Source organism: Sporosarcina sp. P17b, assembly GCF_002743115.1.
Taxonomy (GTDB): Bacteria; Bacillota; Bacilli; order Bacillales_A; family Planococcaceae; genus Sporosarcina; species Sporosarcina ureae_C.
This window is the reverse complement of sequence record NZ_PDYP01000004.1, coordinates 134,728-155,589: the sequence shown is the minus strand read 5'-3', so window position 1 is coordinate 155,589 and position 20,862 is coordinate 134,728. Positions and strand designations below refer to the sequence as shown.

Below are 20,862 nucleotides of genomic sequence, written 5' to 3'. Positions count from 1 at the left end.
AGTTTCGTCTACTCTTTGAAGTTGATTAGCCGATGTGGTGTTGGGATGGGGATTTGCGCTTCGGAGGGGACGCGTTCTGGAGGGCGGGCGGTGAACCACACCCCTTCGCTTCGCTCGCAGGGTGTTTCACCTGTCCCGCTGATCCTCCCAGAGTCGCCCCTCCTACGCTCCAATCCCTTTGCAATGAGAGTGGTTGATACTTTTTGTTAGTCATTAAAGTAAGTTTTGTAATACACTTCTAAACATTAGTTCTTGAATCTAAAGAAGTTAAAACAAAGCAATAATTTACACACCACCTACAGTGAGTGATCTAAGTATCCGTACTCTCGACGTAGGATGGAAGCGGAAGTTGGTGGCGAAGTGCAAAGATGTGCTCCTAACGCTTCGCTTTTACTCGCAAAAGCCGTTCTTCGCTACGGCTCTTCCCGATGGATCAGCTCGAAAGATGAGACAACCAAAAGGGAGCTTGCGACCTGGTCGGCTCACCGAGAGCCCATGGGAAAGCGTCCGCCAACTGGAGCTTCCATCCCCTCGTACACACAAATTCATTTACTATTCGAAAGCTATTGCTTTTGAACTTAAATGAGTACATACCCATTAAAAAAAGAGGATGCCGCCAGAAGTTATGGCTTCTGTGACATCCCCTTTTCGAGACGCGTTACATATTACGTCGGTACTGGCCGCCTACTTCATACAAAGCATTGGTGATTTGGCCTAGACTTGCGACTTTGACCGTCTCCATTAGCTCAGCGAAGACGTTGCCGCCAGTGACCGCCACTTCCTGTAGTCTCGCAAGCGCCTGCTCCGACTCGTCTGCATGTGTCGAATGGAATGCACGCAGATTACTGATTTGAATCTGCTTTTCTTCCTGAGTCGCACGTGCAATTTCCATATTGTCAATATCTTCCTCAGACGGCGGATTCGGATTCAAGTACGTGTTGACGCCGATAATCGGTAGCTCGCCCGAGTGCTTTTTCATTTCATAGTACATCGACTCTTCCTGAATCTTACCGCGCTGGTACTGAGTCTCCATGGACCCGAGTACGCCGCCACGATCGTTCAGGCGATCGAATTCTTGCAATACCGCTTCTTCTACTAGACTAGTCAGTTCTTCGATGACAAATGCGCCTTGTAGTGGATTTTCGTTTTTCGACAAGCCGTGCTCTTTCATGATGATCATCTGGATCGCCATTGCACGACGAACAGATTCTTCCGTCGGTGTCGTGATCGCTTCGTCGTACGCATTAGTATGCAGCGAGTTACAGTTATCTTGCAATGCCATTAATGCCTGCAATGTCGTACGGATGTCGTTGAAGTCGATTTCTTGCGCGTGTAAACTGCGGCCAGATGTTTGAATATGGTATTTCAGTTTCTGACTGCGTTCATTCGCACCGTATTTATCGCGCATTGTGATCGCCCAGATACGACGTGCGACGCGACCGATTACTGTGTATTCTGGATCAAGACCGTTTGAGAAGAAGAAAGACAAGTTCGGTGCAAAGTCGTCGATATTCATTCCGCGGCTTAAATAGTACTCGACATATGTGAAGCCGTTTGCAAGCGTGAAAGCCAGTTGAGAAATCGGGTTCGATCCCGCTTCTGCAATATGGTAGCCCGAAATGGATACAGAATAATAATTACGAACTTTTTTATCGATGAAGTACTGCTGGATATCGCCCATTAAGCGCAAAGCAAACTCTGTAGAGAAGATACATGTATTCTGTCCTTGGTCTTCTTTTAGAATATCTGCCTGCACAGTACCGCGAACTGTTTGGAACGTCATCTCGCGTACTTCCGTGAACTCTTCTACCGTTAACGTACGACCTAATTCTTCTTCCTTCTTGCGTACTTGCTGATCAACAGCCGCATTCATGAACATCGCCAGAACTATCGGTGCCGGTCCATTGATTGTCATCGAAACAGACGTCATAGGCGAGCAAAGATCAAAGCCATCATAAAGCTTCTTCATATCTTCTAGCGTACAAATACTTACTCCGGACTCTCCTACTTTCCCGTAAATATCAGGGCGTTCGTCTGGATCTTCACCGTATAACGTCACGGAGTCGAATGCCGTAGACAAACGTTTCGCATCATCATCTTTTGATACGTAATGGAAACGACGGTTCGTACGTTCCGGTGTTCCTTCACCAGCGAATTGACGACGTGGATCTTCCCCTACACGCTTGAATGGGAATACGCCTCCTGTGTGCGGGAATGAACCAGGAACGTTTTCGCTGTTTACCCAGCGAAGGATTTCTCCATAGTCTTTATACTTCGGCAAGACCACTTTCGGGATTTTCAAACCAGACAGGCTGATCGTGTTGAGCGCCGTGCGTATCTCTTTGTCACGGATTTTGGTTATATATTCATCCTGCTCGTAAGACTCGCGCAGCGGCCCCCAGTTTTTGAGGGTGCGCTTCGTTTCGGATGTCAGTTGCTCTTCGACGCCCGCTTTCAAGCTGTTCAATGAATCCAGTAGTGCTTCATTGGAATCGGCTTCTTTTACAGCTTCTATAGCACCTTCTAATTGGAACACGCGACGCGCCAGTTCTTCTTGTTCCTTGGATTTCGCATGGTAGTTGCGGATAGTAGATGCGATCTCACGCAAGTAATGGCTGCGGTCAGGTGGAATAATAACCGTTTGTTTTTGATTCGTGACAAAGTCAGTATAACTTGTCGTCCAGTCGGAATCTGTTGCTTTATTCAGTTTATCGACAAGCGCCGCAAATAACGTATTTGTACCTTTATCATTAAACTGGCTTGCGATCGTACCGTAGACAGGCATCGTTTCAAGATCCTTATCAAACAGTAAGTGACTGCGCTGATATTGCTTGCGTACTTGAATCAATGCATCTTCTGAACCTTTACGTTCGAATTTATTGATAACAATCAAATCCGCAAAGTCGATCATGTCGATTTTCTCAAGTTGTGTCGGTGCACCGAATTCACTCGTCATCACGTACATCGACACGTCGGAAATATCCGTGATGCGCGCATCTCCTTGCCCGATTCCGCTTGTTTCGACGATGATTAAGTCATAGCCAGCTGCTTTTGTGACATCGAGCACATCATGAATGGCAGTTGTCAGCTCAGAGCGAGATCCTCGTGTTGCCAGACTACGCATATAGACACGGTTATTGAAGATCGCATTCATACGAATTCGGTCACCAAGCAATGCGCCTCCTGTTTTTTGTTTCGTTGGATCAACGGAAAGAATTGCAACTTTTTTGTCAGGAAATTCGCGTAAGAAACGTCGAATCAATTCATCTGTCAATGAACTTTTACCCGCTCCGCCTGTTCCTGTGATTCCAAGTACCGGCGTTTGCTTCGACATGGAGCGTGCATGATCAAGCAACTGCTCCGTCGCTTCGTCTTTATTCAAATGTTTTTCTTCAACATATGTGATTAGATTGGCTAGGATACCTGGCGTTTCTGCTGTCAGTTGTTCCAGGTTGGCTTCTTCGCTTTCGGGAGTCGTGGAGAAATCCGATAGTTCCATGATTTTATTAATCATACCTTGCAGACCTAGTTTTCGACCGTCTTCTGGCGAAAAGATCCACTCAATACCGTAATCATGCAACTCTTTGATTTCCTTCGGGATGATGACTCCTCCACCACCGCCGAATATCTTAATATGGGAAGCACCCCGTTCCTTCAACAAATCATACATGTATTTGAAGTACTCGACGTGGCCACCTTGATAGGATGACATCGCAATTCCTTGTACATCTTCCTGAATGGCAGCGTTTACAACTTCTTCAACCGATCGGTTATGTCCGAGGTGAATGACTTCTGCTCCTGTAGACTGTAAAATTCTCCGCATAATATTGATGGATGCATCATGTCCATCGAATAAACTGGATGCCGTCACAAAACGAATATGATGTTTCGGTTTATATATTTCTTCAGTTGCCATTTGCCTTCCGCCTTTCGTACATGCCGACCGCCGCTATGAACTCGTCACAGCGGAGTCTGCAAGTGTTTTACTTTTCAAGCCCTTTAATAATTTGCTCTGTTTGTATATCGATATAGCGTTGCAATGAATATTCTTTGCGCAGTGCCCATCTTCTAAACGACCACATTTGACCCGATACTAAAATATGGTGCGCTGTCAACGATACTTCATCCGGTCCAATACGCAGATTTCCCGCTTCCATGCATCGGCGGATGATCGTCTCGAATTGCTCAACCATCTCCAGCTCCTTCGTTAGAACGTAGCGCAATGCTTCTCTCGGCAAGGATTTTGACTCCTGGTACATGACGAGGAACTCATCGGACATTTGATCGATCACTTCGTAATATCGCGAAATCGCCACGCGCAATCCTTCTATCGTTTTATCATTCGTGTCGAGTTCAGAAAGACGGATTTTGACTTCATTGTAAATATTGTCGCAAACGAGATACAGGACATCTTCCTTTGTCCGGATATACTCATACAGCGTCCCTATACTGAAGCCGGCTTCTTTGGCAATTTCACGTGTTGTCGTACGGTGAAACCCTTTGTTGATAAACAGCTTAACAGCGCCTCGACTAATTTGTTCGCGTCTCCTCTGAATAAGCTCTTCATCTTTGACAGTAGATTTCACTTCATGTTTTGGCATTGGGTAGACCCCCTGTTATTTCGTCAGCATACGAGAAATGACGAGACGTTGAATTTCTTGTGTACCTTCATAGATTTGCGTAATTTTCGCGTCACGCATATAGCGTTCTACCGGATAATCTTTCGTATAACCGTAGCCGCCAAACACTTGAACCGCTTCAGTAGTCACTTTCATCGCTGTATCACCAGCCATTAGTTTGGCCATGGCAGATGCTTTACCATATGGCAGATCATTGGATTCAAGCCATGCTGCTTGGTATGTCAATAGACGAGAAGCTTCTGTCGCAGTTGCCATATCCGCCAATTTGAAGCTGATACCTTGATTCGCAACGATTGGCTTACCGAATTGTGTACGCTCTTTTGAGTAATCGACAGCAGCGTCGAGTGCGCCTTGTGCAATGCCGACTGCTTGAGCTGCAATCCCATTACGTCCACCGTCAAGTGTTTTCATCGCAATAATGAATCCGTCGCCTTCTTCCCCAAGAAGGTTTTCTTTCGGTACGCGACAGTTTTCGAGTACAACTTCTGTTGTAGGCGATGAACGAATACCCATTTTCTTCTCTTTCTTCCCTACAGAGAAACCTTCGAATGTGCTTTCTACAATGAATGCGCTCGTTCCTTTATGTTTGGATTCGGGATCCGTTACAGCGAAGACGATATATGTGTCGGCAATTCCGCCGTTTGTGATGAAGATTTTCGAGCCGTTTAGCACGTAGTCGTCACCGTCAAGCTTTGCCGTAGTTTTCATGCCACCTGCGTCTGAGCCTGAACCTGCTTCTGTTAGGCAGTATGCGCCCATTTTCGAACCTTCTGCAAGTGGACGTAAGTATTTTTGTTTTTGCTCTTCGTTGCCGTATTTGTATAGTGGCCATCCTGCTAGAGATGTGTGTGCGGACAGGACGACGCCTGTGGATGCGCAGACACGGGATAGTTCTTCTACTGCGATGACGTAGGCTAGGAAGTCGCTGCCGATGCCGCCGTATTCTTCTGGCCATGGAATGCCTGTGAGTCCGAGTTCGGCCATCTTGTGGAAGATGTCCATGTCGAAGGTTTCGTCTTCGTCTCGTTGTGCTGCGGTTGGTGCTACTTCTTTTTGTGCAAAGTCGCGTACCATTTTTCTGATCATTTCGTGTTCTTCTGATAATTTAAAGTCCATTGTTCTCCCACCCCTTGTTATGTTTGGTTAATAAAATCTCGGTTCTGATTACGTAAAGCTTTAATTTGGATAGTGGTTGGGGATTGGAGCTCCAGACGGGACGCTTTCCGCGGGCATGGCTTGAGCCTCCTCGTCCGCTTCGCTACCTGCGGGGTCTCAAGGCTCATGCTATTCCCGCAGGAGTCGCCCGTCTTCCGCTCCAATCCCTACGTATAAATCTATCAAGCAATGTAATGTCATTGAAATTAGTATATTTTAATAAATATTACGCTGTTCGCCTAAATTGAGGGTCGAACCGTGCATTGACAGTTTGTTAGTTCGTAACGTGCTTGGCGATGACTACTTTTTGGATTTCGCTTGTGCCTTCGTAGATTTGGCATACTTTTGCGTCGCGGAAGTAGCGTTCTACTGGGTAGTCTTTGGTGTAGCCGTAGCCGCCGAATACTTGGACGGCTTCTATGGAGTTGTCTACGGCTGCTTGGGATGCGAATAGTTTGGCCATGGAGGCTTCTTTGCCGCATGGTTTGCCTTCTGTTCGTAGCCACGCTGCGCGGTAGACTAGTAGGCGGGCCGCTTCTGTTGCGGTTGCCATGTCGGCTAGTTTGAATCCAATGCCTTGGTTGGCGGCGATTGGTTTGCCGAATTGTTCGCGTTCTTTTGCGTAATCTACAGCGGCTTCTAGTGAGGCTTCTGCTATGCCTAGTGATTGGGCTGCGATTCCGATTCGGCCTACGTCGAGGTTGGCCATGGCAATTTTGAAGCCGCCTTCTTCTTCACCAAGCCTATTTTCAACAGGTACTTTCATATTGTCGAAGCTCAGCGCGACGGTACGTGATCCATGTAGGCCCATTTTCTTTTCGTCTTTGCCAATCGATAATCCCGGTGTATCTCGGTCGACGATGAATGCGGTGATGCCGTACGTTCCTTTTTCAGGAGCCGTGTTGGCAAAGACGATGTAGACATCTGCTTCTCCACCGTTTGTAATGAACATTTTAGAGCCGTTGATCACGTAATGGTCGTCGACTCGCTTCGCTTTTGTTTTCAATGAACCTGCGTCTGACCCAGAAGATGCTTCTGTCAGGCAGAATGCACCAAGGTATTCACCTGATGCCATCTTCGGCAAGTAGCGGTTCTTTTGTTCTTCCGTACCGAAGTAGAGGATTGGATTCATTCCAACAGAAGTATGGACAGACAACACGACGCCCATGACGGCGCTGACTTTCGATAATTCGTGAATCGCGATGATATATGACAGGAAGTCCATCTCTGAACCTCCATATTGTTCAGGCGCTGTAATCCCCATCAATCCAAGCTCGCCCATTTTCTCTAGTAGTTCACGTGGAAACTCCCCATCTTCCATCCGAGGAATCCAAGGTTCGATCTCGTTCTTTGCGAAATCACGAACCATTTGGCGCATCATTTGTTGTTCTTCTGTTAATGTAAAGTCCATCCTTCTCACCTCTTGCTTTCAGCTTAATCAATTTATTCGTAGGTATAGAAACCGCGACCTGTTTTCTTACCGTACCAGCCTGCTTTTACGTACTTACGCAATAATGGACATGGTCGGTATTTTGAATCGCCGAATCCTTCATACAGTGTTTCCATAATGTAGAGGCATGTATCGAGTCCAATGAAATCTGCCAACTGCAGGGGCCCCATTGGATGATTCATCCCCATTTTCATGACATCGTCAATTGCTTCTTTCGTTGCGACGCCTTCGTATAATGTAAAGATCGCCTCGTTGATCATCGGCATCAGCACACGGTTTGCAACAAATCCAGGTGCGTCATTCACTTCAACTGGTGTTTTATTGAGCTTTTTCGTCATGTCTTCGACCGCTTGATAGACATCATCATCTGTTGCGAGTCCTCGGATGACTTCTACGAGCTTCATGACCGGTACCGGATTCATGAAGTGCATGCCGATTACTTTACCTGGGCGTTTTGTTGCTGCACCAATTTCTGTGATTGGCAACGAAGACGTATTGGTCGCAAGAATTGTATGCTCTGGCGTAATTTCATCCAGTTCTGTAAAGATCTTTGATTTAACCGCCATATTTTCAACTGCCGCTTCGATGACGATGTCGGCAGTTTTGGCATTTTGCATATCAGTCGATTTCGTGAAACGGCCTAGAACCGTTTCTTTTTCTTCTTCTGTCATACGACCTTTTTCCACATTGCGTTCCAAGTTCTTCGTGATGACCTTAAAACCTCGATCATACGCTTCTTCATTTAGATCATGAAGTGTCACTTGATAGCCCGCTTGTGCACAGACCTGGGCGATTCCTCCACCCATTTGTCCTGCACCGATTACGAATACATGTTCAATTGTCATTTGGAATCCCCCAATCAGTTAGTTTTAGGTACTTCAATCATGATGGCATCGCCTTGGCCGCCACCTGAACAGATTGCTGCGATACCGATTCCGCCACCACGACGTTTTAATTCATTTGCTAGTGTAAGCACAACACGCGCTCCACTTGCACCGATTGGGTGTCCTAGTGCGACTGCTCCACCATTGACATTAACTTTTTCTTCATCGAGTCCAGCGATTTGTGAGCTAGCAAGCGCAACGACTGCGAATGCTTCATTGATTTCGTATAGATCGATTTCGTCTGCAGTTTTACCTGTTTTCTCAAGTAATGCCTTGATGACGTGACCTGGTGTTTCAGGGAAACGTTCTGGTTCGATCGCGACTTCTGCGTGCCCGAGAATAACCGCAAGTGGTTCTTTGCCTTGCTTTTTCGCTTCTTCTTCATTCATTAAGACAACCGCGCACGCTCCGTCATTGATGCCTGGTGCATTTCCTGCTGTGACACTGCCTTCTTTACCGAAAGCCGGACGCAATTTAGCTAGCGCTTCAAGCGAGCTACCTCTACGTGGACCTTCGTCTTCCGTTACGACGATCGGATCGCCTTTACGTTGTGGAATGCTGACTCCAACGATTTCTTCTGCGAATAATCCGTTATCGATTGCTGCAAGCGCACGTTCATGGCTGCGTAGTGACCATTTATCCTGCGTTTCACGGCTCACAGAGAAGTCGTTTGCTGTGCTGTTTCCGTATGTGCCCATGTGGACATTGCCTTCGGAGAATGAACATGTTAGTCCATCATAGATCATGCCATCTACCAATGTGCTATCACCCATTTTCAAACCTGAACGGACATTTGCATAATACGGTGCATTGGTCATAGATTCCATACCGCCTGCGACGATTGTCGTCTCATCGCCAAGACGGATGAGCTGATCACCAAGTGTGATACTGCGCATGCCTGAAGCACATACTTTATTAATTGTTTCTGTTTTAACGCCGTATGGAATGCCGCCTTTGACAGCTGCTTGACGGGAAGGAATTTGACCTTGGCCTGCTTGCAATACTGTTCCCATGATGACTTCGTCTACTTCATCGCCTTGTACTCCAGCGCGTGAAAGCGCTTCCTTTATTGCGATACCACCAAGATCACTTGCTGTTTGGGACTGCAATGCACCGCTTAGTTTTCCAAATGGTGTTCTAGCACCTTGTAAGATTACTGTTCTCATTTTCAAATTCCTCCTATTTTGTGTACTGACTGAACGCTCGCTCGATATTTGTCTAATAAAGAAGAGGGCACGAAGACCCTCTCATTTATCTATTCAGTTGCATGTTAGCGTTTTAGATACTCTTAATTGTACGGTATTTACACGGTATTCGCAATAATTTTAATCTTGTTTTCCATCGTCGTTTTTCGGTGCTTCATCCTCTGTTTCAACCGTTACAGCCAATTCAGGCTCTGCAAGCACTTCTTCTTGTACAACTACTTCTTCCTCTACTACAGGTTCAGCCACTGTTTCGTGTTCTCCAAAAATAGAGCGTTCTAATAGTTCGGCGATATCGTATGTGCCGACTTGATCTTCGACTTCTACCGCTTTCGTTCCGTCGGATAGCATCGTCAAGCAATACGGACATCCAGAGGAGATGATTCCTGGGCTGACTTCCAGCGCTTGTTCAGTACGTGCAACGTTAACGCGCTGCCCTGTATCTTCTTCCATCCACATCATTCCGCCACCAGCTCCACAACACATACCGTCTTCACGGTTACGTTCCATTTCAACGAGTGTAACACCTGGAATCGCTTTAAGTATTTCTCTCGGCTGATCATAGACATCGTTGTAGCGTCCTAAGTAACAAGAATCATGGAATGTGATCACTTCATCGATTGCATGTTTCGGTACAAGTTTGCCTGCCATCACCAATTCATGAAGTAATTCAGTATGGTGTTTCACGATGACTTGCAGACCGAAGTCAGGGTATTCATTTTTGAAAATATTGTAAGCGTGCGGATCGATTGTAACAATTTTTGAAACGTTCGCTTTTTCAAATTCTGCGATATTCGCTGTAGCGAGCTCTTGGAATAAGAATTCATTTCCGAGACGACGTGGTGTGTCCCCAGAGTTCTTCTCTTTGTTACCAAGAATCGCGAAGCTTACCCCTGCTTCATTCAATAAATGTGCGAACGATAGAGCAATTTTCTGTGAGCGGTTATCGAATGCTCCCATGGAACCTACCCATAGTAAGTATTCAAAGTCTTCTCCAGCTTTTTTCGCTTCTTTCACTGTCGGGATGTGCAAGTCTGGACGTGCATCTCTCCAGTTTTCTTTCTCTTTACGGTTAAGACCCCATGGATTACCTTGACGTTCGATGTTTGTCATCGCGCGCTGTGCATCCGGGTTCATCTTCCCTTCCGTCATAACAAGATAACGGCGAAGGTCGATAATTTTATCTACGTGTTCATTCATAACCGGACACTGGTCTTCACAGTTACGGCACGTTGTACATGCCCAGATCTCTTCTTCTGTGATGACATCGCCGATCAATGAAGGATTGTATAGTTCATCCATTGTCATTCCTTCTGCCGTAGCAGCGAGTGCCAATTGATTTCCTTGTGAGTTTTTAAACATGAGTTGAGGTACCCACGGCTGTTGCTTCGTCATGATCGCTCCTGTGTTTGTCAGGTGGTCACGAAGTTTCGTGATCAAGTCCATCGGTGACAGCATTTTACCTGTACCTGTTGCAGGACACATATTCGTACAGCGTCCACATTCTACACATGCATAAAAGTCGATCATTTGCGCTTGTGTGAAGTCCGTGATCTTACCAACACCTAGTGGTGGCATGTCCTCTTCGTCTTCAATTTCTTCCAACGCTTCAAAATCGATAGGCTTCAAACGACCTGCGTGATCCAAGCGATGGAAATACACGTTTGCTGGACCTGCGATCAAGTGCGCGTGCTTGGATTGTGGCACATACACTAAGAACGTCAGCAATGTCAGTAAGTGTACCCACCAACCGATAAAGAATATCGTGACGGCTACGCCTGTAGGTACTCCGCTGAACACCGTTGCGATGATTGACGCCATTGGCTCTGTCCATGTCGTGCCTTCATTGTGCCAAATCATGTTCGCGCCGTTTGCGACTAGTGTGGAGAGCATCAGTAGTCCGATAAAAATAAGAACTAGACCTGATTTCCAACCACGTTTTAGACGAACAAGCTTTTCCATGTAACGACGATAGAATGCCCAGACGACCGCTACTAGTATGACGAATACGACGATCTCTTGGAAGAATGTAAATGCTGGATACAACGGGCCCAGTGGCAGATGTGAACCCGGCTTTAATCCTTTCCAGATCAGGTCGATAGCGCCAAATTGTACGAGTAGGAAGCCATAGAAGAACATGACGTGAATAGCCCCACTCTTTTTATCTTTCAATAGTTTCTTTTGTCCAAATACATAGACCCAGATTTTTTTCAAACGCGCTTTGATGTCGTTGTCGAATTCTTCTTTTCTCCCCAGTCGAATGAATTCGTATCGGGTTTTTAATAGATATAGGAATAGACCGAAGCCGTATACGACGACTGCTACAAATAATACCCAGTTTGCGATGAGTAGTGTGTTCATCTCTTTCTCCCCTTCCTTTGCTTCTCTGTAAAACCCCTAATGAGAAACCGCTTTCAATTATATTCTATGTATAGTGTAATAATGAATGATCATTCAGTCAACAGTTTTTCGAAATTTTATTTTTCTTTGAGTAGGTTGACTTTTCCAATCCTTTACCCCGTGAGTGCTGAAAGTAGTGAGTGAAGTTGTAAGTATGACGGGATGGAAGCTCCAGCTGGCGGACGCTTTCCCATGGGCTTGCGGGAAGAGCCGTAACGAAGAACGGCTTTTGCGAGTAAAAGTGAAGCGTTGGAAGCACATCTTTTCACTTGAAATCCCCCATCAGCTTCACTTTTGAAATTATTCGCTTTTCACTATATATCAATATAGCAAATTTTACCGATTAATGATAACGTTTTCATAATGTGCTGTGCGCATTGGAGAGGGGTTTTGGTTATGTATCGATTATACGCACGCTTATTTCAAAACGGGCTCAAGGCGGGTATGTACTTATTGCCATGGCGTGAACCTGAGCTACTCATTGGTCCTGGGAGCCTGGAGGGGCTTGCCGGTAAGGTGAAGAGTCTCGGAATTGGTAGCGTGCTGATTATTACAGACCGTGATATTGCGAAACTTGGTTTACTAGATGTCATGCTCGTTGGGCTCGATTCACTCGGCATCAAGTACTTAGTCTATGACAAGACGGTTGCGAACCCGACAATTGATAATATTGAGGAAGCGCGTGGGTTGTATCTAGCGAACGAATGCGAAGCGTTGATTGCGTTTGGTGGCGGGTCACCAATTGATTGCGCGAAAGCGGTCGGTGCACGCATTGCCAGACCCAATAAACATATTCCCGAACTGAAGGGTTTATTCCATGTGCGCAAGCGAATTCCGACATTGTTTACGGTACCGACAACTGCAGGTACTGGAAGCGAAGCAACATTGGCCGCGGTGGTGACAAATAGCAGGACGCATGAGAAGTATGCGATCAGCGATACTTCATTGATTCCACATTACGCAGTGCTCGACCCCCTACTTACCATCAAGTTGCCACCTTCGATTACCGCTGCTACCGGTATTGATGCGTTGACACATGCAGTTGAGGCGTATATTGGTAACAGTAATACGAAGGAAACATGGAAAGATAGTCGCGAAGTGGTGCAGTTGGTGTTTGCAAATTTATATGAAGCGTATCGTAATGGTGAAAATCTATCTGCACGAACAAATATGCAGTGGGCTTCTTATTTGGCTGGAAAGGCATTCACACGGGCGTACGTAGGCAATGTGCATGCAATTGCGCATACACTCGGCGGATTTTATAATATGCCGCATGGATTAGCGAATGCAATTATCTTGCCACACGTGCTCGAGTATTATGGAAAAACTGTCTATGAGCCCCTCTCAGAGTTGGCTGATTTAATTGGAATTACGAGTCGTTCGGATACGAAACGAATGAAGGCGGAGAAATTTATTGAGGAAATTCGCATGTTAAACCGTTTGATGGGGATCCCTGAGCAGGTGGAAGGGATCGTGAAGGAAGATATTCCGCTGATGGTCGAACGAGCGGCGTCTGAAGCGAATCCGTTGTATCCCGTGCCGAAGATTTTGAGTAAGAGAGAGTTTGCGAAGTTGTATGATGTGATTCGAGTGTGATGTGTGGGAGTTGATAGAGCGGATATGTGGCGCGATAGAGCACTCGGATGTCTGCATAGAGCGGTTACGTGGCGCGATAGAGCACTCAGATGTCTGCATAGAGCGGATACGCGGCGCGATAGAGCACTCGGATGTCTGCATAGAGCGGATACGCGGCGCGATAGAGCACTCAGATGTCTGCATAGAGCGGATACGTGACGCGATAGAGCACTCAAACATCCGCATAGAGCGGTCACGCGGCTGGATAGAGCACTCAAACATCCGCATAGAGCGGTCACGCGGCCAGATAGAGCACTCAAACGTCCGCATAGAGCGGTCACGCCACTTGATAGAGCACTCAAACACCGCATAGAGCGGTCACGCCACTCAATAGAGCGACACACAAAAACAGGGATGACAGCTTCAGCCTGTCATCCCTTTTCCCCTGCAATTACTTATCTTTTTTCTCACTTGTGCGGAATACTTTGGCACTGCGGACATATTCGTTGTCTGCAATTCCTAGACGTGCGTTTACAATGCGTGCCGCTACGAATAGGTAATCCGAAAGACGGTTTAAGTAGCGCACGACGACTGGTGAAACGTCGTCTGCTGCGTTCATTAGTGTAACCGTCACGCGTTCTGCTCGGCGGGTTACGGTACGCGCGATGTGCAATGTTGCAGCAGCTGGTGATCCTCCGGGAAGGATGAAGCGTTCGAGTTCAGGTGCTTCTTCCATCAACTTGTCGATTCGTTGCTCGAGAACTGTAATCGGCTCTTCGTCGAGCTTGTAGTGGCGTTCTTTCATGACGTTCGCCAAGTCACCGCCACCGTCGAATAATTCATTTTGGATAGTTTCAAGGTCAGTTAGGATGTCCGCGAATTTCTCTGTGTCGAGTTCCGTCATCGCCTTGCCGACGAATGAATTCAGTTCATCGATCGTGCCGTATGCTTCGACGCGCAAGTCGTCTTTTGCTACGCGTCCTCCAATTAAAGCCGTCGTTCCCTTATCGCCCGTTCTCGTATAAATTTTCATTTCACTTCACTCCTTTGATTGTGTGTGGAATACCGTACCAAATTCTTGTGACGTTTGTTGCTTCCGCAAATAAGTGTTGATATAACCGGCCGCACCGATCGCGAAGGTCTCGCTGTTTGGCGTCAAGAGGAACGATGCCACGACCCATGTCGGTTAGAATAAAAACTGTGTCGGAGCTAATTATTTGCTGTACAGCATCGCGTGCTTCTGCCTCCGTTTTATCGGTATGCATCAACCACTCATGTAAGCCACTAATAACAAGTGATTCACTAGGCTTGGCCGTCGCGGTTGTATCCATTGTACAGAAACATGCCGCCTTGTCACCAATCCAACGTCTTACATAGTCTGTTTTGCCGTTATAGGCACCTCCGATAAAGACGTGCATGGCTTCCCCTCCTTGAACTCTTCCTTACTAACCCACTCGAGTTGCCAGATTGAGCCGTTCGATACATCCCAGTCCCAAAATGATCGGTCGTCTTGCGTGAACGTATCAAGCACTACCCGGATCACGCCGCCATGTGTCACGACAACTGAGTCATTGGGTAATTCGGCTAACGCATCCAGCACGCGTGACTTTACGTGTCCCAAGCTTTCGCCGTTGCGTGGCGGTACATGCCACGGATCATTCAGCCAATTACGATAGTCGGGATCATTTTTTAATTGCGCATAAGTTTTTCCTTCAAAATCTCCGAAATTACATTCTCTTACGCGCGGATCCGCTTCAAAAGTCGCTTGTGGGAAATAGATGGCGGCCGTTTGAATCGTTCTCTTTAAATCACTGCAAAAAACATGTGGCACAGCGACCGGAAAATCGATTGGATCTCCTTCATTTGAAATCAAATCACAATCTGTCCAGCCGCAGTATTGCCCATTTCCGTTCGAAGTCGATTTTAAATGCCGGATGAGAAATAAACGATAAGGACGAGCCATAATAAAACCTCCATTCCTTCAATAAATGCACCGCATAGATCCCCTGTAACACCGCCAAAATGTTTGATCGTCCAGCGATTATATAGCCAAATAGACAAGCATATCACGAGTAGCAAGACGGGAATTAGTACAAATGAACGGTATTGAATACTTACTAAAACCACTGTCACGATGCTGATTGTGCTTGAAGCGAGCAACATGCGTCCACGTAGGAAATGATTTTTGAAAAAGTATGCTATACCACTTGTTTTTGCGGTTTTCGTCAGCGTGTAATACGCGACTAAAACTGCGCGAGAAAGAATCGGCACCGCCACGAGCAATACCCAACCGTTTGCGAGCTGTAGGATTTCAATGAACAGACCGATTTTCAAACAGAGTAAAACGAGTAGCGACAACGTGCCGAACGCACCGAGCCGGGGGTCATCCATAATTGTCAAACGTTTTTCCCGATCCTGATAGGAAAAGAACGCATCACCAAGGTCGGCAAAGCCATCTACATGTAAGCCGCCCGTTGCGATCAGTCCTGCCAGCAAGATCAGTACAGCCGCAAGAAAACTATTGAAATCACTCGTTATGTATGCAACTCCCGCGAGTAACAGTCCAATACCACCACCGACAAACGGCAAAGCGATATACATGCCCGATACTTCCTTTTTCCCGAGCGGTAACTCTTTATGGACAGGCAGCGACGTGAAAAATTGGAGCGCTAGTAAAATGCTATTCATCTTCTCGCTCCTTTACTCCAACATGGTCTGAATTAATGGCCAATTGATATGTTTTCTTACGTGAATAGCCCATTGTTCGTAAACATCTATACCTTCCATTGCGGGAAGCGTCTCCTGGTCCATATCCTCTTCTGGTATGCCATGGTTTTCTAGGATGGGTATGACCCCTACAACGGGAATACCTGTATAGTCTTCAATGAACTGTACCCCATCTTCGAAATAAGAGGCGTCCCCATAAAACTTATTGATGATTATACCTTTGATGCGTCGACGTCGTTCTTCCGATAGTAATTGCAGTGTGCCAATAATCGATGCAAAAGCACCGCCTTTAGAAATGTCCGCTACGAGCAGGACCGGTACATCTGCGAGCTCTGCTACGCGCATATTCGTTAGCTCACGATCCATCAAATTCACTTCTGCAGTACTTCCTGCCCCTTCAATAATTAGCATGTCGTAGTGATCGGATAAATAATCTAGTGCTTGCTGAATGGTTTCGAGTCCTTTATCGAACCACTCTTTTCGAAAGTATTGTCCGTCTACCCTCTCGAGTGGTACGCCCATAAATAGAACATTTGCCTTCATGTCTTCTCCTGGCTTCATCAATATAGGATTCATTTCAACAATCGGTTCCGTGCGAGCCGCTTCTGCTTGCTGAAATTGAGATCGGCTGATTTCACGTCCGTCTGCTAGTGTTTCGGAGAAGCCTGACATGTTTTGTGATTTGAAAGGTGCTACTTGAACGCCTTCATTCGAAAACAATCGGCATAGTGCAGTGCAAATCATCGTCTTGCCGACGTCTGACGCTGTGCCGACGATCATTAATCCGTTCATAGCTTCTCACCTTTCCAAATAATTGGAATCCCGTGGTCCATCTCAATCGCCTGATCTGCTAGCTCAACGATTCGCTGATGCAATGTGCCGATCGTTTGGCGGTAGATTTCCGTCTCTTCTCCGTATCGTACCCACTCATCGAGGACTTCGTTAGATACGATGACTAGATGAGCGACGACTTCGTTCATTTGCATAATCGTATGAAGTAATTGTTTCTGTTTTTGTTCCAAGCACCCTGGGCGATGAACGCAAGGTGTGCCTTCATCGTATCCTTCGTACAATTCATTGGCGAGCCAAGTCGTCAGACAATCCCAAAGTACAAGATCGCCCGGTTGCAAAAATGGCAACGCTTCATGGAGATTCTTCGGTTGTTCAATCGTCAGCCAGTCCGCGTCTCGGCGATCTTCTTTATGCTTATCGATCCGTTGCTTCATTTCGTCATCAGATGCTATGCCGGATGCGATATAGACAAGACGGCCTGCTGATTGATCCGTAAGAAGACGTTCTGCATACGCACTTTTCCCACTACGCGCTCCACCACTGATGATTGTTACTGTTCCTTGAACCATTGATCCATCGCCTCCCGCAGTGTGTCCATCATCTTTTCGGACTTCATGCCAATACGTAACCAGCGTCCATCCATCCCGCGGAAGTTTTCCGAATGGCGAAGGACGATGCCTTGTTTTAATAAATCGTGATAAAGTTTTTTCCCATCTTGTTTCGGTTTCATGACGAGATAATTTGCTGAGGAATCAAGTACTTTGCAATCATGTGAGCGCAAAAACTGTTTCATCTTCAATCGTTCTCTTTGTGCGTGTTGAATCGTTTGCTCACGATAAGCGTCTTCACGCAAACACCATACACCGATTTCAGCGGCGAGCCCGTTCACATGCCAATGTGACGCCCGCAGTTTCAGCGATTCGATACGCTTAGGATGGGCGATCAAATATCCTAAACGGATGCCCGGTATCGCGTACATTTTCGTCATCGAACGGACTATCAACAAGTTCGGATAGTTAGCCACTTGTGAAATGAAGGACTTTTCTTCATCGACGAAATCAATGAATGCTTCATCCAGAACGACGTCTGTTCCGCTATTTTTAGCGGCTTCCACAATCATTAGTAACTCACTTTTTGTAGGCAATATACCCGTCGGATTATTCGGTGTGCAAATATAGATTGCATTCACTTTTGGTAACGACTCAAGAATACGCTGCATTGGCAATTGAAAACCGTCTGTCTCATTAGCCTGAAGCGATACTACTTCCGCTCCGTTAGCTATAAGCGTAGCACGATACTCAGAGAACGTGGGGTCAATTAGCAGCACCCGTTTACCCTGGTAATGCCCAGCCAATAACGATAGAAGTTCCGCTGCACCGTTACCAACGAGTACTTGTCGTTCTTCGACTTGATGAAAAGTCGAAACCGCAAAAAGGAAAGGCTGTCCGTCCGGATCTGGGTAGCTGTTGAGCGTAGTGAGTAATTCTGGCCAAGCCTCCACTATGGATGGCGGTGGCCCTACCGGATTACAGTTTTCACTAAAATCGAGCACTTCTTCAGGCAGAGGCATATTCATTGATGCATATAATCGTTTGCTGTTCGCGCCATGTTCAGGCAATCGCATAGAAAATCCCTCCTAGTACTGTGCCTAGCGACCAGAATGTCCAAGACACAAGTTGCATTTGATAGGTAGCGGAGCGGATATGTTCTTTATTCGCAATGACTGCCGGACCAAGTATCGCCCGTTTTGATACTACACCTCGATATGTACTACTACCGCCTAACTGAATATTGAGTTGCCAAGCAGTAGCCGCTTCCAAATAGCCACTATTGGGGCTCATATGCTTTTTGGCATCACCTAACCAACCACTAATCCGCTGTTTCATTGAATGTCCGCCTTCATTTGGAGTGAACAATAGAATGAGCAATCCTGTAATTCTTGAAGGGATCCAGTTAAAGAGATCATCCATACGCGCTGAAACTTTTCCAAATTCACGATAGCGCTCATCTTTATAGCCAATCATGGAATCGAGTGTATTGACCGCTTTATATAGCCACAAGCCAGGCGCACCAAGCAAGAATGCCCAAAATAACGGAGCGGTGACACCGTCAGACGTGTTTTCTGAAACAGTTTCGATCGTGGCGCGTGATATTTCACTCTCATCGAGCTTCTTCGTATCCCTACCCACAATCCAACTTAGTTTCTCACGTGCTTCTTTCAAACCTTTAGATTGTAATGGTTTGTAAACTTCAAGCGCTGCATCACGCAAACTTTTTTGTGCAAGTCCTGCCGCAATAAGCAACGCTTCGACTGCGATACCTACTAGCAAATGAAGACGATAGGCGATACTGACGAGCCAAATCACGAGTAGAAACGTTGTCATGCAAACAAACAGCCAGAGTATGGCACCTTTAATTGTACGCATGCGACCTTTATTCAACAGCTTCGTCAAGTTTCCAATTGTCGTACCGAGCAACTTCACGGGATGCGGCCAGTTGGGTGGATCTCCGATGAGACGGTCGAGCACCATGCCGATCGCGATCGCAATGAAATGAGCAGGAATCATCTGTCATCACCTACTGCTAAACGATAGGAGTGAATAGCCCGCACTGTACACTCGTAAACGCCTTTACCAATCAGTTTTCCGAGTTGCGTAATCGGTCCGGCATAAGGCAAATACGTTCCTTGCTGTGTAGACGCAATCAACAGGCTGTCGGTCGATGTACCGGTTGCTAGCGTTCCAGACTCGGGATCCTTCACTTTCTCGTCTTGCAGTGCTTTCACTTTCGCTTCGGTCGCTGTGATCAACGCCTGAACGAACCCTTCCTCACTTAATTCGCCATTAATGAATACCCACGTATTGATTGTACCGATGTACGGAATATCTTCTCGTAACCAAGACTTCGAGACGTCGACAGCGTTTCCAATACCCGCTGTTACTACTACAACGATTGAACCGAATTCCCCTTCGTATTCTTCGACTTCAACATGTTCAGGACTGACTGCAGTCATCATGGCGACCGTGTCTGTTAGATGATAACCTAGCGCGCGCAAGTATTCGGTGTTCTCGCGCTGTACATCATCGATCATATAATCCGCACGTACACCTCGATTGACAAACGTCCGGTACCAGCCAAGGCCTGCATTATGTACTGCAGAGGAAATCGTCTTTAGCGGCTGGCTTGATTGCAATAATACGTGATCTCGCTGAATCGAAACGTCTGCTTTCTTTACACAAAACAGCTCCACCTTTTCTTGCAAGTTCGGCAATAGCGTCATTTGAGGCTTCGGCATTTCGGGGTGTGGCTGTGTTTTAACGCGTGCATTGTACACTTCATGAATTTCCTGTTCGAGTACGACGTCTTGCGGCACACCGATCGATGCGACTTCACCGTTCTTCAACAACAACAAGCGATCACAATAGAGAGCCGCCAAGTTAATGTCGTGAAAGACCGAGATGACCGTGATCCCTTTCTGCATTGCTTGATTGCGGATTGTATCGAGCAATTGTTGCTGATGCGCGATGTCGAGATGGTTCGTTGGTTCATCCAATAATAAAATAGGCGCTTGCTGAGCGAGTGCTTGGGCAACGAATACGCGCTGTTGCTCGCCACCTGATAATAATTCAATTGGAGTATTTTCATATCGTGTGACGCCTGTATGGTGCATCGCTTCCTGTACAGCTTGCTCGTCCAGCTCCGACCAACTCGAGAAAATTCCTGACTGATATGGATAACGGCCGAGTGCCACGGTGTCTTTCACTGTATGCGAAAACGCATGGGCATGGAGTTGTGGAAGGACCGCTACTTGTTGGGCAAATTGCTTTTGTGTATACGCACCAGAAGGCTTTCCAGCTATCATTACCTTGCCGCTTTGTTTCGGCAAAATTCCCGAAATAATCTTCAATAACGTCGATTTACCACTACCATTCGGACCTAAAATCCCAAGAACTTCTCCTTTTTCCACGTGGAACGACACATTTCGCACAATCGGTTCCTTGCCGTAGCCTCCCGATAAATTTTCCACTTGCAACATG

At 46.5% G+C, this 20,862-nt stretch carries 17 protein-coding genes; 1 reads left to right on the top strand and 16 read right to left on the bottom strand.

Annotated features, from left to right (window positions below; all coding sequences use genetic code 11):
* Window positions 1–658: 658 nt before the first annotated feature.
* The 7 genes from icmF to CSV76_RS06480 form a co-directional block, all read right to left on the bottom strand.
* Window positions 659–3,916 (bottom strand): fused isobutyryl-CoA mutase/GTPase IcmF, encoded by a 3,258-nt coding sequence (icmF, locus tag CSV76_RS06510; protein ID WP_099625034.1) that lies wholly within the window; start codon window positions 3,914–3,916, stop codon window positions 659–661.
* A gap of 67 nt (window positions 3,917–3,983) precedes the next feature.
* Window positions 3,984–4,601 (bottom strand): TetR/AcrR family transcriptional regulator, encoded by a 618-nt coding sequence (locus CSV76_RS06505; protein WP_085428127.1) that lies wholly within the window; start codon window positions 4,599–4,601, stop codon window positions 3,984–3,986.
* Window positions 4,602–4,616: 15 nt separating this feature from the next.
* Entirely contained in the window at window positions 4,617–5,756 is a 1,140-nt protein-coding gene (locus CSV76_RS06500) for an acyl-CoA dehydrogenase (protein WP_085428126.1), read from the bottom strand.
* Window positions 5,757–6,069: 313 nt separating this feature from the next.
* Window positions 6,070–7,206 carry an acyl-CoA dehydrogenase gene (locus tag CSV76_RS06495; RefSeq protein WP_085428125.1) on the bottom strand — a complete coding sequence of 379 codons (1,137 nt, stop codon included), beginning with the start codon at window positions 7,204–7,206 and terminating at the stop codon, window positions 6,070–6,072.
* A 32-nt stretch (window positions 7,207–7,238) separates the two neighbouring features.
* Entirely contained in the window at window positions 7,239–8,090 is an 852-nt protein-coding gene (locus tag CSV76_RS06490; RefSeq protein ID WP_099625033.1) for a 3-hydroxybutyryl-CoA dehydrogenase, read from the bottom strand.
* Between the two features lie 14 nt (window positions 8,091–8,104).
* A complete protein-coding gene (locus CSV76_RS06485; protein ID WP_085428123.1) occupies window positions 8,105–9,295 on the bottom strand; it encodes an acetyl-CoA C-acetyltransferase in 1,191 nt (396 codons plus the stop codon).
* A gap of 159 nt (window positions 9,296–9,454) precedes the next feature.
* A complete protein-coding gene (locus CSV76_RS06480) occupies window positions 9,455–11,692 on the bottom strand; it encodes a (Fe-S)-binding protein (protein ID WP_099625032.1) in 2,238 nt (745 codons plus the stop codon).
* Window positions 11,693–12,127: 435 nt separating this feature from the next.
* On the opposite strand from CSV76_RS06480, the gene CSV76_RS06475 reads away from it, so the two are divergent.
* Window positions 12,128–13,327, top strand: coding sequence for an iron-containing alcohol dehydrogenase (locus CSV76_RS06475; RefSeq protein ID WP_099625031.1), 1,200 nt, complete (start codon window positions 12,128–12,130; stop codon window positions 13,325–13,327).
* A gap of 430 nt (window positions 13,328–13,757) precedes the next feature.
* On the opposite strand, the gene CSV76_RS06470 is transcribed toward CSV76_RS06475, so the two are convergent.
* The 9 genes from CSV76_RS06470 to CSV76_RS06430 are packed head-to-tail and all read right to left on the bottom strand — an operon-like array spanning window position 13,758 to window position 20,861.
* The gene (locus CSV76_RS06470) at window positions 13,758–14,339 is read right to left on the bottom strand and encodes a cob(I)yrinic acid a,c-diamide adenosyltransferase (protein ID WP_085428120.1); all 582 of its coding nucleotides are present in this window, start codon (window positions 14,337–14,339) and stop codon (window positions 13,758–13,760) included.
* Window position 14,340: 1 nt separating this feature from the next.
* Window positions 14,341–14,724 carry a bifunctional adenosylcobinamide kinase/adenosylcobinamide-phosphate guanylyltransferase gene (locus tag CSV76_RS06465; protein ID WP_085429072.1) on the bottom strand — a complete coding sequence of 128 codons (384 nt, stop codon included), beginning with the start codon at window positions 14,722–14,724 and terminating at the stop codon, window positions 14,341–14,343.
* Window positions 14,676–15,269, bottom strand: coding sequence for a histidine phosphatase family protein (locus CSV76_RS06460; protein WP_099625029.1), 594 nt, complete (start codon window positions 15,267–15,269; stop codon window positions 14,676–14,678). The genes CSV76_RS06465 and CSV76_RS06460 overlap by 49 nt, the downstream gene beginning before the upstream one ends.
* Window positions 15,230–15,994, bottom strand: coding sequence for an adenosylcobinamide-GDP ribazoletransferase (cobS, locus tag CSV76_RS06455; RefSeq protein WP_099625028.1), 765 nt, complete (start codon window positions 15,992–15,994; stop codon window positions 15,230–15,232). Before cobS ends, CSV76_RS06460 begins: the two co-directional genes overlap by 40 nt.
* Window positions 15,995–16,006: 12 nt before the next feature.
* Window positions 16,007–16,825: a cobyric acid synthase gene (locus CSV76_RS06450; RefSeq protein ID WP_099625027.1), complete on the bottom strand. Its 819-nt coding sequence runs from the start codon at window positions 16,823–16,825 to the stop codon at window positions 16,007–16,009.
* Window positions 16,822–17,394 (bottom strand): bifunctional adenosylcobinamide kinase/adenosylcobinamide-phosphate guanylyltransferase, encoded by a 573-nt coding sequence (locus CSV76_RS06445; protein ID WP_099625026.1) that lies wholly within the window; start codon window positions 17,392–17,394, stop codon window positions 16,822–16,824. The genes CSV76_RS06450 and CSV76_RS06445 overlap by 4 nt, the downstream gene beginning before the upstream one ends.
* A complete protein-coding gene (cobD, locus tag CSV76_RS06440) occupies window positions 17,376–18,449 on the bottom strand; it encodes a threonine-phosphate decarboxylase CobD (protein WP_099625025.1) in 1,074 nt (357 codons plus the stop codon). Before cobD ends, CSV76_RS06445 begins: the two co-directional genes overlap by 19 nt.
* Window positions 18,436–19,389 carry an adenosylcobinamide-phosphate synthase CbiB gene (gene cbiB, locus CSV76_RS06435; protein WP_099625122.1) on the bottom strand — a complete coding sequence of 318 codons (954 nt, stop codon included), beginning with the start codon at window positions 19,387–19,389 and terminating at the stop codon, window positions 18,436–18,438. The genes cobD and cbiB overlap by 14 nt, the downstream gene beginning before the upstream one ends.
* Window positions 19,389–20,861, bottom strand: coding sequence for an adenosylcobinamide amidohydrolase (locus CSV76_RS06430; protein WP_099625024.1), 1,473 nt, complete (start codon window positions 20,859–20,861; stop codon window positions 19,389–19,391). The genes cbiB and CSV76_RS06430 overlap by 1 nt, the downstream gene beginning before the upstream one ends.
* Between the last annotated feature and the right edge of the window lies 1 nt (window position 20,862).